The sequence below is a fragment of the Mesorhizobium sp. M0496 genome, assembly GCF_040321205.1.
Lineage (GTDB): Bacteria > Pseudomonadota > Alphaproteobacteria > Rhizobiales > Rhizobiaceae > Mesorhizobium.
On record NZ_JAMYRC010000040.1, the window covers coordinates 42,995 to 54,894 of the forward strand.

The 11,900-nt window shown below is 64.4% G+C and carries 11 protein-coding genes; 2 read left to right on the forward strand and 9 right to left on the reverse strand.

All coding sequences use genetic code 11. The features are described from left to right. Window positions 1-52: 52 nt before the first annotated feature. The 7 genes from NKI73_RS26730 to NKI73_RS26760 all read right to left on the reverse strand — a co-directional run bounded on the left by NKI73_RS26730 (window position 53) and on the right by NKI73_RS26760 (window position 6,684). Window positions 53-1,072, reverse strand: a complete 1,020-nt coding sequence (locus tag NKI73_RS26730) for an aliphatic sulfonate ABC transporter substrate-binding protein (RefSeq protein WP_352634084.1) — start codon at window positions 1,070-1,072, stop codon at window positions 53-55. Between the two features lie 35 nt (window positions 1,073-1,107). After that, on the reverse strand, window positions 1,108-2,007 hold the full coding sequence (locus NKI73_RS26735; protein ID WP_352634086.1) for an ABC transporter permease: 900 nt from the start codon (window positions 2,005-2,007) through the stop codon (window positions 1,108-1,110). Window positions 2,008-2,019: 12 nt separating this feature from the next. Further along, the gene (locus NKI73_RS26740; RefSeq protein WP_352634088.1) at window positions 2,020-2,856 is read right to left on the reverse strand and encodes an ABC transporter ATP-binding protein; all 837 of its coding nucleotides are present in this window, start codon (window positions 2,854-2,856) and stop codon (window positions 2,020-2,022) included. A gap of 17 nt (window positions 2,857-2,873) precedes the next feature. Then, entirely contained in the window at window positions 2,874-3,200 is a 327-nt protein-coding gene (locus NKI73_RS26745; RefSeq protein ID WP_352634090.1) for a 4Fe-4S dicluster domain-containing protein, read from the reverse strand. Beyond that, complete coding sequence (locus tag NKI73_RS26750; RefSeq protein ID WP_352634092.1) at window positions 3,197-4,822, reverse strand: FAD-binding protein; 1,626 nt, start codon at window positions 4,820-4,822, stop codon at window positions 3,197-3,199. The genes NKI73_RS26745 and NKI73_RS26750 overlap by 4 nt, the downstream gene beginning before the upstream one ends. Window positions 4,823-4,860: 38 nt before the next feature. Beyond that, the gene (locus tag NKI73_RS26755; protein WP_352634093.1) at window positions 4,861-5,457 is read right to left on the reverse strand and encodes a thioredoxin family protein; all 597 of its coding nucleotides are present in this window, start codon (window positions 5,455-5,457) and stop codon (window positions 4,861-4,863) included. 285 nt (window positions 5,458-5,742) lie between these two features. Beyond that, complete coding sequence (locus tag NKI73_RS26760) at window positions 5,743-6,684, reverse strand: heme/hemin ABC transporter substrate-binding protein (RefSeq protein WP_352634094.1); 942 nt, start codon at window positions 6,682-6,684, stop codon at window positions 5,743-5,745. Between the two features lie 178 nt (window positions 6,685-6,862). Here NKI73_RS26760 and NKI73_RS26765 point away from each other — a divergent pair, with 178 nt between their 5' ends. Together NKI73_RS26765 and NKI73_RS26770 are read left to right on the forward strand one after the other, a co-directional pair. Beyond that, entirely contained in the window at window positions 6,863-8,989 is a 2,127-nt protein-coding gene (locus tag NKI73_RS26765; protein ID WP_352634095.1) for a TonB-dependent hemoglobin/transferrin/lactoferrin family receptor, read from the forward strand. Window positions 8,990-8,991: 2 nt separating this feature from the next. Then, window positions 8,992-10,077, forward strand: a complete 1,086-nt coding sequence (locus tag NKI73_RS26770; protein WP_352634097.1) for an SIP domain-containing protein — start codon at window positions 8,992-8,994, stop codon at window positions 10,075-10,077. On the opposite strand, the gene NKI73_RS26775 is transcribed toward NKI73_RS26770, so the two are convergent. Further along, the gene (locus NKI73_RS26775; protein WP_352634099.1) at window positions 10,038-10,496 is read right to left on the reverse strand and encodes an aconitase X swivel domain-containing protein; all 459 of its coding nucleotides are present in this window, start codon (window positions 10,494-10,496) and stop codon (window positions 10,038-10,040) included. The genes NKI73_RS26770 and NKI73_RS26775 overlap by 40 nt on opposite strands. Next, entirely contained in the window at window positions 10,493-11,743 is a 1,251-nt protein-coding gene (locus NKI73_RS26780) for an aconitase X (protein ID WP_352634101.1), read from the reverse strand. The genes NKI73_RS26775 and NKI73_RS26780 overlap by 4 nt, the downstream gene beginning before the upstream one ends. Between the last annotated feature and the right edge of the window lie 157 nt (window positions 11,744-11,900).

Below are 11,900 nucleotides of genomic sequence, written 5' to 3' on the forward strand. Positions count from 1 at the left end.
AGCGAGGGAGGGCGCGGCGCTACAGGGCGCCGCCCCGCTCGATGTTTCCGGTCTACTGAACGGCGGCGATTTCCGCGCCAGCGGCATCGACAAAGCTCTTGTCCACCCATTTGCCGTAGTCGATCGAACCCTTCAGGAGCCCGGCGCTCGCCATGAACTTCTCCTCGCCCTGCAAGGCGGCGATCGCATCGTCGGTGAGCTTCGGGTCCTGGTGGAACACGCCGTCGGCATAGGTCTTGCGGACGGATTTTTCCGACGACTTGGTCGCCTCGACAAAGGTCTTGATCGTCGTGTCGGGGTGCGCGTCGGCCCAGCGCGAAATCTCGATATCGACCTTGAGCAGCCGCTTGACCAGATCGGGGTACTTTGCCGCGAAGGCGCCGTTGACCGAGATGACGTTCGGCACGCTCCATTCCGGATGCGTGCCGGTGTCGAACAGTACGCGCGCCTCGCCGGTGTCGACCAGCTTGGCCGCCGTCGAATCCGTCTCGACAATGGCGTCGATATCGCCGCGCAGCAACGCCGGACCGGACGCCTCGAAAGGCAGGTTCAGCCCTTCGACGTCATTGATGCTCAGGCCGACGCTGTTCAGCGCCTTGCTGAAATTCGAATGCCGCACCGTGCCGGTGAGATAGGCGACCTTCTTGCCCTTGAGATCCTGCAGCGTCTTCAGCGGCGAGTCGGCTTTGACGATGATGTAAGAGCCGCCTGCCTTCACGTAGCTCGACACACCGATCAGCTTGACGTCGGCACCGGACGCCGCGACGCGCAGCGCCGGATTATTGCCGGTGTAGGTGAACTCGATCGCGCCGGTGGCCAGCGCCGTCGTCGCCTCCGAGCCGCCATTGAAGGTCACCAGTTCCACCTTAATGCCGTCCTTGGCGAATTCCTTCTCCCACCAGCCGTCCTTCTGGGCGAGAATGAATTTGAGGTGCCCGGGAGCCGTGCTGCCGATGCGGATGACATCGGGCTTGTCCTGCGCAAAGGCAGGCATGCCGCCAAGGCCGATGGCGACGGCAATGGCGCCCTTCAGGAGCAGCCTGCGAAATCCATCGAACGAGATGCTGGACATGGAAAAATCCTTCCTGATTGGGATGAATGAGAGGCTTAAATGAGCGAAGTCTCGGACTGGCTCTTCCAGGCGGTCGCCCAACGTTCGAACCAGACGAGCAGGTAGTTGACGGTCAGGCCGATGATGGTGAGCGTCAGGATGCCTGCGTACATGTCGGCAGTTTCCATCATCAGCTGCGAGTTCTGGATGAGGAAACCGAGGCCGGATTTGGCCGCCAGCATCTCGGCGCCGATCACCGCGAACAGCGAGGATTTCACCGCCAGCCGAGCGCCGGCGACGATCGAGGGAATGCTGGCCGGCAGGATGACCTTCCGGAACAGATCGAAATCGGATGTACCCATCGAGCGCGCCGCCTTGATCAGTAGCGGATCGACCGACTTGACGCCGCTGATCGTGTTGACGAGGAGGAAGAAAACCGAGGAGTAAAAGGTGATCGCCACCTTCGATTCCTCGCCTATGCCGAGCAAAAGAATGAACACCGGCAGCAGCGCGAATTGCGAGGTGTTGCGCAGCGTCTGCACCAGGAGATCGCTGACCTTCTCGAACAGCGAATAGCGCCCCATCAACAGGCCGAGCGGAATGGCGACAACCACGCCGAGAGCGAAACCGATCGCCGCGCGCTGCAGGCTGATGCCGATGTGCTCTACCAGCACGCCCGAGGCGAGCAAGGCCCACCAGGCGACCAGCACCTCACTCAGCGGCGGAAAGAAGATACGGTTCAGCCAGCCAAGCCGTGGCGCGATCTCCCACAGCAGGAAGAACAGGCCGAGCAGCGGCAGGCCGTAGACAAAGGTGCCGTGGCTCGCTTTCTTGCGCCGGACTTTGGCGCTGTGAGCCTTGATGGCGGGGACTCTGGCGGCGGCCACCGTTTCGCCAGCTCCGGCAAACAGATCAAGGGCTCCAGCAGTGCCAAACTTTTCGGTCAGATAGGCCATGGGTCCAGCTCCTCAGTGACTGAAGGCTGGCGACAGGGTCCAGTCCTTCTGCGCCTTGTTGACCTCGTCGCGCAGCACGTCCCAGACGCGGGCGCGATAGGTGTTGAATTCAGCGCTGGCGCGGATGTCGCCGTCGCGCGGCCGGGGCAGGTCGATGTCGATGATCTCTTTCACTGTGCCCGGCCGCGCGGTCATCACCACCACGCGGTCGGCAAGGAAGATCGCCTCGTCGATCGAGTGGGTGACGAAGATCACCGTCGTCTTGATCTTGCCCCAGATCCGCAGCAGCTCTCCTTGCAGGAGTTCGCGCGTCTGCTGGTCGAGCGCCGCGAACGGCTCGTCCATCAGCAGCACTTCCGGATTGCTGGCCAGCGCACGCGCGATCGCGACGCGCTGCTGCATGCCGCCGGAAAGCTGGTTAGGAAAACGGTCCTCGAAACCGGCAAGGCCGAACAGCGCCAACAGATGGCGGGCGGTGGCGGTGCGCTCGGCCTTGGCGACGCCGCGCACTTCCAGTGCATATTCGATGTTGGCGAGCGCCGTGCGCCAGGGAAACAATGCATATTGCTGGAAGACATAGCCGGTCTTGGGATCGGGCCTTGTGATCCGCCTGCCGTCGAGCTGGACGTCGCCACCGGTCGCCTGCGTCAGCCCGCCGATAATGTCGAGCAGCACGGACTTGCCCGACCCGCTGGGTCCGACCAGCGTGATGAACTCGCCCTTGCGGATGGAAAGATCGACGCCATCGAGCACGGTGACGCGGTCCGTCGCCTCGCCGTCGACGGTGACGAACTGCCCCGGCTTGAGCTGGAAGGTCTTGCTGATATCGCTGACGATGATGCGATTCATATCTGTCTCCGATCGGTTCACTGCGCCACGCGGATGCGGTGCGTCGGGTCGAATTCCGCGCCGCCGGCCTTGCCGCGCTTCCAGCCGAGCGCGCGGGCATAGGAGCCGAACAGCTGGCGTGCGTCGGCCTCTGACTCGGTGATGCCGGTCGGCCCTTCGGCGAATTCGGCGACATAAAGCGCGTCGGTCGGGCAATAGATCTCGCAGAGGAAGCAGGTCTGGCAGTCGTTCTGGCGCGCGATCACCGGCACGCCGTTCTCGGTCGCGTCGAAGACGTTGGCCGGGCAGACCTTGACGCAGATGTCGCATTCGACGCAGCGCGTGGCCGAGACGATCTCGATCATGACGCCAGCTCCGCCAGCCGCTCGGGCGCGCCTGCAATGCGGAACTCATCGACCCCCGTGATCACCAGCCGGTGCGCGAAGGCCGGGCTCTTGCCGGGCAGGTCGGTACGGCGATGCATGCCGCGGCTCTCGGTGCGGTGCAGTGCGGCGGCCACCGACCAGCGCCCGGCTGCAGCAATCGATGCCGCCTCGCGGGTGCGGACTCGATCCACCCCCTCGCCCTGCAGATGGTCGCGTACGTCGCGCCAGACACTCTCCAGCCTCTCGCTGCTTTTCTCCAGGCCCTCGCCAGAGCGGAAGAAATTCTTGTCGAGCGGCGTGACTTCGCTACGCACCGCCTCGATGATTTCGCCGGACGATATGTCGGCGTGCGCCGTTGCCGCCGGGCGCAACCCAGCCTGGCCGAGCGACTGCGCAGCACTGCGAAACGCCTTACCGTTTCGACGCTTGGCATGGGTAGAGGCGCCCTTGCCGGCCCACCAGCCGCTGGCCAGCGCCCAGGACGAATTGACGGCGCCGCCGCCCGAAACAGCCCCGGTCATGATCTCTCGGCTGGCGGCATCGCCGGCAACGTAGAGGCCGGGCACGCCGGTGGCGCAGTCGTCGGAGACGATATCGATGCCGCCCGTGCCGCGCACCGTGCCTTCGGCGCGCAAGGTGATGCGGAACAGCTCGCTGAACGGATCGATGCCGGCGCGGTCATAGGGCACGAAGCAATTCGGCTGGCCCTGGCGCAACCAGCCTTGCAACGCCGGTTCGGCCTGATCGATCCGCGCATAGACAGGGCCGTCGATCAGCGCGCGCGCCACTTCCTCCTCGCGGTCGCCGATGCCGTTGCGCAACGGCTCGCCGGTTGGCCCGAGGATCGGCGAGCCATCCTCACGATGGAACGAAGCCCAGCGGAACGGCAGCCCCTTGTTCAGCGAGGAACCATAGGGCGCCAGCGTGTACTTGCCGGTGAACTCCATGCCCGACAGGCTGGCGCCGGCTTCCGCCGCCATCAGATAGCCGTCGCCGGTCAGCCCGGTCGCGCCGAGAATGCGCTCGCGGAAGGCGCAGCCGCCGGTCGCCAGCACCACGGCGTTGGCGTCGACGCGCCAGTCGTGACCGGCCTGCCTGGAGACACCGGCGGCGCCGACGATGGCATCGCCATCGGACAGAAGTTCGAGCGCGGGATGGTGGTCGAGCACAGTGACGCCGGCCAGGAGCACCCGGCGGCGCATGAAGCGCATGTAGTCCGGGCCGCGCAGATTGGCGATGTAGAGGCGTCCGTCATCCTCGCTCGGAAACGGATAGCCCCATTCGGACAGCCTGAGCAGATTGCGGTAGGCGGTGTCGACGCAGCGCAACATCCAGCGCGGGTCGGCGAGTTCGCCGGTGCGCTGCCAGCGCCGCTCGACGACGGCATGCCTGTTGTCGCCCGGCGGCACGCACCAGGTGCCGGTGTTGGACGGCGCGGTGGCGCCGCTGGTGCCGAGATAGCCCTTGTCGGCCAGCACCACCTTGGCGCCGTTTTCGGCCGCGCCGACAGCCGCCCAGGCAGCCGACGGACCGCCGCCCAACACCAGGACGTCGGCCTGGAGCAGCAAGCTGTCGGAAGCGGATTTTTGCGGCTTGGGCATGGATGCTCGGTGACTGAGTTCGCTACAGGGCGATATTGCTAAGCGGCGCGAGCGGCGCTTGCGAACCACACCGGCTCGTTGCCAGCGCTCCATTTGATGTTGCAGCCGATCGATGGCACTTGGCTTGACGCGGGCTTGCCGCCCTCCAGCACCGTATCCACCGCCGCGCGCAGATCAGCACCGGTGACCGGTTTGCCATTGCCCGGCCGCGCATCGTCGAACTGGCCGTGATAGGCGAGCCGCCGGTCGGCATCGAACAGGAAGAAGTCGGGCGTGCAAGCCGCGCCATAGGCCTTGGCCGTCTGCTGGGAAGCGTCCTTGAGGTAGGGGAAGGAATAGCCGAATTTTTCAGCCTCCTCGCCGATGCGGGCAAGCGTCTCCTCGGGATGCGCCTCATGGTCGTTGGCGTTGATCGCCACCACCTGCAACCCCTTGTTCGCATAGTCCCTGGCAAAGGCGGCAAGCTGCTCGCGGATCAGCACGACGAACGGGCAGCGGTTGGAGATGAAGGCGACAAGCAAGGCCGGCTTGGCATCGAAATCGGTGAGCCGGTGCAGCACGCCTTGCGCGTCAGGCAATAGGAAATCGGCGGCCCTGGTGCCAAGCTCGATCGGGTTGGATTCTGTCTTCGGCATCGACACGCTCCCTTTTATGCAGCCGGTTTCACAAAGCCAACACGCGAGCGTTTGAGCGCTCGCAGTTAGTCTATGAATTTAGTATAATTATAGGCTGGAGAGCGCATTCGCGGTCAACCGCGCGGCTTAGAATATCGTGCCAATGTTTCGGGCCGAGCCGGCACGTTTGTTCGAGCAAGAGCCGATCTGAAGAAATCCGCACGGACAAGGTTTTATCGTAGGCTGCAGGGCCGCCCGCGAGAGGATGCCATCGCAGGCGAGCCTTCTGCGACCATCGGGGCATCATTATCCCTTGGGATAGAGTGCCTTCGCCAGGTTGCGGATCGCATCTGATGTGCGCGGGCCAAACCCGATCATGTAGGCGCCGTCGAGCACGACCAGCGCCTTGTTGGCCGCCGCCGGCGTTGCCGCCAGCGCACGGTTGCCGAACACCTGCTCGGGCGTGGGACCGCCCTTGCCGTCGCTCATCATCAGGTTCACATCCGGCGCCATCTCGATCAGCTTTTCCTCCGATGCCGGCTTGTAGCCCTGCACGACGTCCATCGGGTTGAGGCCACCGGCATAGCGGATGATGGCGTCAGCCGAGGTGCCGGCGCCGGCGGCACTCAACTTCACGAGACCATGGAAGAACACCACCTTCTTGCGCCGCTCCGGCGGGATCTTCGCCGCCAGATCGGCGGCAGCCTGAAAGGCGGTGAGCACCTCGGCGGAAACCACCTTGCCCTTGTCCTCAAGCCCAAGACTGGCGGCAACCAGCGTGATCTTGCGCTCAACGCCTTGCGGGGTGTTGTCCTGCGGGACAAAGACGACCGGGATCGCCAACGACTTCAACACCTCGACCGCCTCCGGCGGCCCGCTGTCCTCGGCCGTCAGGATCAGATCGGGACGCAAGCTCGCCAGCCCCTCGACCGAAAGCTGTCGGCGATAGCCGACATTGGGCTTCCCGGTCACGGATGGCGGGTACTTGCTGCCACGATCGACACCGACGATCCGCTCGCCTGCGCCGAGCGCATGGACAATCTCGGTGACATCGGAGCCGAGCGTCACGATCCGGGTCCCCGCGCCCGGCACGACAGTTCGCCCCAGCGCATCGACAACGGTCTCGGCGGCCAGCGCCTTGAAGCCGCAGGAAGGCGCTGGCACCGACAGCGCCAGAAGCAGCACCGCCGCGAGCCTGCCCGGTTGCAACCACCCGATCCTCCTGCCCTCGCCCGCCCTGCCGATCATGCCGCTGCTCCCGTGCCAGATGCTTCTCGATAATGGTCGGCTATAAATTTAAAGTTGACTCATGTCATCATGTTTTAATATGTGACCCATGCCTTGACTGCCTGGTCGAGGGATTTCAATCACGCCAGCCAAGGCCGTTCAGCCACCGCCAGCAGTTTTGCTTTTGCTTGGGGGCTGCATGACAACGACAACAAATACGACCTTGATGGCGAGTACCACGCTCGCCTTCGTTCTCGGCCTCTGCGCCGTGCCTCTTGCCAGCGCGCAGGAGCAGGACCAGGAGAAGAAGGTCGCCGCCAAGACTGGCCGCCTTGCGCCGGCTAGTGTCGCGCAGAACCAGCCAGCGACGATGCTCGACGTGATCACAATCTCGGCGACGATGATCAAGACGGCGGTCATCGAATCGATGGCTGCCATCAGCGCCATCGATCAGGACGAGCTCGACCGCATCCAGCCCGACACCGCCGCCGATATCTTCCGCACCACGCCCGGGGTCGCCGCCTCGATGAACGGCGACGACCCGGCCACTGCCATCAACATTCGCGGCCTGGAACAGTATGGCCGCGTCGTCGTCACGCTCGACGGCGCCCGCCAGGATTACTGGCGAGTCGGCCATGGTTCGGGCTCGTTCTATGTCGAGCCGGACCTGATCAAGGAAGCCACGGTCATTCGCGGCCCGGTCTCCAACGCCTATGGCTCGGGCGGCATCGGCGGCGTCGTCTCCTTCGAGACCAAGGACGCCGGCGACTTCCTCAAGAAGGACGAGCGCTGGGCGCTGAGCGAAAAGCTCGGCTACGAGGACAATGGTGACGGCTTCACCACCAGCACCACCGGCGCTTACCGCTTCAGCGACGACGCCGACATCATCGGCAATCTCATATACCGTGACCGCGACAGCTACACCGACGGCAATGGCGACGCCGTGCCATGGACCGGCGAGCGGGTGACCAGCGGTTATCTGAAGACGACACTGCGGCCGGCCGATGGCCACGAGCTGAAGCTCGGCGCCATCCTGCAGCGCTACAACGACCAGATCACCGGATCGAGCGGCTCGACCTCGCCGACGCTGAGCCGCTACGACACCAACACCACCAACCAGACCTACACAGCTGCCTACACCTGGAAGCCTGAGGACAACAACCTGATCGACTTCAGTGCCAATGCCTACCACAACCGCACCCGCGCCGAGCAGACGCAGGTCTGGCCCACCTCGGCGATCGGCAACTTCCGCTTCTACGACGTCGCCACGACAGGCTTCAATGTGAGGAACTCCTCGCGCTTCGGCGCCTGGGGGCTTGCCCACACACTGACCTACGGGCTCGATTATTACTATCTCGAAGCATCGTCGGAAGCGGCGCATTTCGGCGCTGGCGAGCAGCAGGGCTATGGCGGCTTCCTGCAATGGCAGGGCGACTATCAGAACTGGCTGCAGGTGATCGCGGCCATGCGCTATGACGGCTACCAACTCGATGGCGAAACGCGCATCCCGTCGCCGCAGGAAGCCTCGATCTCCGGCGACCGCTGGTCCCCGCGTCTCACCGTCGGCGTCACTCCGTTCGACGGTTTCCAGCTCTACGGCACCTATTCCGAAGGTTACCGGGCGCCGGGTCTGCAGGATGTCTTCCGCGGCGGCGGCGCCCATGGCGGCGGTGATACATACCGGCCCAATCTTCTGCTGCAGCCCGAGACGGCGAAGAACTGGGAGGCCGGCATCAACGTGAAATATGACGATTTGCTGGCGGCGGGCGACCGGCTGCGCGCCAAGCTCAACGTCTTCCACACCGCCGTCGAAGACTACATCGACGTTGACCTCACCGTCCTGCCGCGCACGGCGATCAACATCGGCGACGCCCGCCTCAAGGGCGTCGAGGCCGAGATGGTCTATGACTACAACTGGGGCTTTGTGAACCTTGCCGGTGCGCTGATCGACGCCAAGGTCGTCAGCGGCGTCTATTCCGGCCAGGCGCTGAACAACACGCCGCTTGACCGCTTCTCGGCCACCATCGGCTTCCGCATGCTGGAGGACCAGCTCACCGTCGGCGCGCAATATCTCAGCGTCGGCAAGATCACCCGCACCAGCCGCACCAATCCTAACGCCGTGCCGATCGTCGACGACGGCTTCGATCTGGTCAACGTCTTCGCCAACTGGCGCGTCAACGACAACGCACGGCTCGATTTCGGCGTCGATAATCTCTTCAACACCGCCTATACCGACCCGCAAAGCGCATGGTCGACCACGGCCGCAACCGAACAAGGCAAGGGCCGCACCTTCAAGGTAGCTCTCACTGGCAGGATCGGAGGCTGAGAATGAGCGAAGCATCTGCAAGCGAACTGACCTGCGAGGCCCGCCTCGACCTGCGGCACCTGCCCGCCTACATGGACCGCATCAGCGACAGGCTGCAGAGCTTCGAGGCCGATGCTTCACAACACGGCCAGCGCATCGATTTCCGCTTCGCCTTCGGCGACGCCTCTATCGACGTGGAACGGCTGGTGATGCGGGCCAATGCCGCCGACCGCGACGGGTTGGCCCGCATCAAGGACCTGCTGGCCACCGCGATCCAGGTCTATGCCAGGGACGAAAATCCCGAGATCGTCTGGACCGGCGATCTCGCCAATGAGACCAGCCTCGCCCAGTTCCGCGAAGTGGTGGTGACGGACGTACGCGACCTGACCCCACATATGCGCCGCATCCGTCTGGCCGGCGAGAATCTCGGCCGCTTCGCCAAATTCGGCGGCATGCATATCCGTATGCTGTTTCCGACCAGGGAGGTGCCCGCTCCGCTGTGGCCGGTGCTCGGCGGCAATGGCTTGCCGGTCTGGCCCGCCGATGACCGGCGGCCGGTGGCGCGCGTCTACACCATCCGCGCGCTCGACGTGGCCAAGGGCGTGATCGATGTCGACTTCCTAATCCATCCCGGCGAGAGCGTTGGCTCGAGCTGGGCCATGCAGGCGGTATCAGGCATGAAAATCGGCATCATGGGGCCAGTCGGCCGTCCGGTGCGGCAAGCAGAATGGTATGTGATGGGTGCCGATGAAACCGGGCTGCCGGCGCTGGCGCGACTGCTGGAAACGCTGCCAGCCGAAACAAAGGGCGTCGCCTTTGTCGAAATCGCTAATGATGGCGAAAGGCAGGAGATCGCCAACGCCACGGGCATCGAGTTGCATTGGCTGACACGGGACGGCGTGCCGGCGGGTGAAGACAGACTGCTGACCGAGGCCGTGCGCTCCGCGGCGTGGCCGCAGGGCGGCTCGGCCTTCGGCTGGTTCGCGGCGGAAGCGACCGCCGCCAAGATCGTTCGCGAGCACTGGCGCGGCACACTGGGACTCGGCCGCGATGAGACGCTGGCCGCTGCCTACTGGCGGCGTGGCGCCGCGGGATTGATGGCGGGGTGAACGCTGACGATCGCCGGGCCATCCGTCCCGATAGCGATGGTAATCCTGTCGCCTGAGGTTATGCCGGCAATGTCGCACACCACCAGCGGCATGCGAATATTGTAGAGGAATTCGGCGACGATGGCGCCGACCGCCAGGATCGGGTCCGGGCGTTCCAGGAGAATGCCGGCCGGTGCCGTTCCCAGACGGATCGCTTCGGCTAGCACCGAAGACGAAGACGACGACCCGCGCCCGCTCGGCATGACCAGGATCTTGCCGGCGACATTCTGGCCTAGGCCCGGATGCGAATGGTCCATTATGTCGCCGGTTACGGCATCGATGCCGCCCCAGAAGCTGAGCGGCTGCGAAAACACCAGCGCCTGACCCTCGGCCGCGCCCGCCAATTGGAAGGTACCGGTTCGTTCCACCGGTCGCGTCATGAGGCGCCCCGCACGACATGCCCAACCGCTGCGGAGCGGATGCAATCCTTCATCTCGGCGAAGGCCACGGACACGCCGATATTGCCGGGCGCATAATGTGCCCATTTGCCGGAATTGGTCATCACCACGCCGTCGAGACGTTCGAGGATCGCAGTGACATAGGTGCAGGTATCGGCGACCGGGATCAGGCCGAACGCCTCCATGCCATCAAGCGCTCCCTCCTCCTGCAATCGCGTCAGCGTCGCGCGGCCGGAGTTGACATAGATCGGGATGCGCCTGCCTGGCGCGATCTCTCGCAGCAGCGGCAACAGCCGCATCCATTCCTCATGCGAAAAATGCGGCGTGCCGAGCGATACTGCCGCCAGCGGCGCACCATCGGGCACTCCAGACAACTTGGCCAGCGCATGGTCGATATCGGTACGGGTGATGCGGATCGTCTCCTCTGGCACATGACCGTGGAAGGCCTCGTCGAGCGTGCTGGCTTCCGGCGTGACGCCGACCGCATGGAACAGCGCCACCGCTCCGGTCGTTGCCGCCGCCGCACCCAGCGCCTTCAGCTGATCCTCGTCGCGCGGCTGCGGCAGGCCTGCAATCACCGGAATGCGGTCGCCACTCGCTTGCCCGATCACCAGCCCGATGCCGACGAACAGACTGTCGCTCGGCTCCAGGTCAGCAATTGCCAGCTCGAACAGGATTCGGCCGCGCCGGTTCTCGCTCAAATGCAGCCCCCAGGCCGGCGCGCGCCCGCTCATGGCACAGCACAGATCGATGAAATCGCCATAGCGGTTGGTGCGCGCGCCGATCACCGAATTGGCAAAGACGATGGCGTTGGATTCGCCCCAGGCGATCTGCTGGCCGAAGGCTGGCCGGAACCGCGTTTGATAGGGCGCGCAAGTAAATGTCGCCTGGCAACCGAGCTCCAGATGCGCCTTCATCAACCGTCGCGCAGGCACCTCTTCCGCCGCTGGCATCTTCACCATGCCGGGATGGATGAGGTCGAACGAACCGACGTTCAATGTCGTCGGCACCTGGACGCAGCCGCCGCCCTCAACCAGCCGTTCCACGAAATCGAGACCGGCCTTGCCGTGGTAGAGACAGCCATCGATATGGGCGCCGGCAATGTCGAGCAAACTGCCTGCCCCGATCGCATTGGAAAAAGCGACCAGGATTTTCATGGCAGCGGCTGCGGACGGGCCTTGCTCGCCGTCGAGCATGGATCGGTCGTGCGCACTCAGTTCAAGTGTCATCGGTACTCCAGCCGCTTACTCGATCGCATAGCGGGACAGCACCCCCCTCTGCCCTGCCGGGCATCTCCCCCGCAAGGGGCAGGGGAATCGCACATGAGTACAAACGGACTCTTGTGTGGTGTGCGGAAATCGATTCTGAGAGGACCTCTGAATGATC

Bases quoted from the DNA above. Each gene is read 5' to 3' on its own strand.
- NKI73_RS26760 (WP_352634094.1), bottom strand. From the start codon at position 6,684: ATGATCGGCAGGGCGGGCGAGGGCAGGAGGATCGGGTGGTTGCAACCG.
- NKI73_RS26755 (WP_352634093.1), bottom strand. From the start codon at position 5,457: ATGCCGAAGACAGAATCCAACCCGATCGAGCTTGGCACCAGGGCCGCC.
- NKI73_RS26775 (WP_352634099.1), bottom strand. From the start codon at position 10,496: ATGACGCGACCGGTGGAACGAACCGGTACCTTCCAATTGGCGGGCGCG.
- NKI73_RS26750 (WP_352634092.1), bottom strand. From the start codon at position 4,822: ATGCCCAAGCCGCAAAAATCCGCTTCCGACAGCTTGCTGCTCCAGGCC.
- NKI73_RS26730 (WP_352634084.1), bottom strand. From the start codon at position 1,072: ATGTCCAGCATCTCGTTCGATGGATTTCGCAGGCTGCTCCTGAAGGGC.
- NKI73_RS26765 (WP_352634095.1), top strand. From the start codon at position 6,863: ATGACAACGACAACAAATACGACCTTGATGGCGAGTACCACGCTCGCC.
- NKI73_RS26745 (WP_352634090.1), bottom strand. From the start codon at position 3,200: ATGATCGAGATCGTCTCGGCCACGCGCTGCGTCGAATGCGACATCTGC.
- NKI73_RS26780 (WP_352634101.1), bottom strand. From the start codon at position 11,743: ATGACACTTGAACTGAGTGCGCACGACCGATCCATGCTCGACGGCGAG.
- NKI73_RS26740 (WP_352634088.1), bottom strand. From the start codon at position 2,856: ATGAATCGCATCATCGTCAGCGATATCAGCAAGACCTTCCAGCTCAAG.
- NKI73_RS26735 (WP_352634086.1), bottom strand. From the start codon at position 2,007: ATGGCCTATCTGACCGAAAAGTTTGGCACTGCTGGAGCCCTTGATCTG.
- NKI73_RS26770 (WP_352634097.1), top strand. From the start codon at position 8,992: ATGAGCGAAGCATCTGCAAGCGAACTGACCTGCGAGGCCCGCCTCGAC.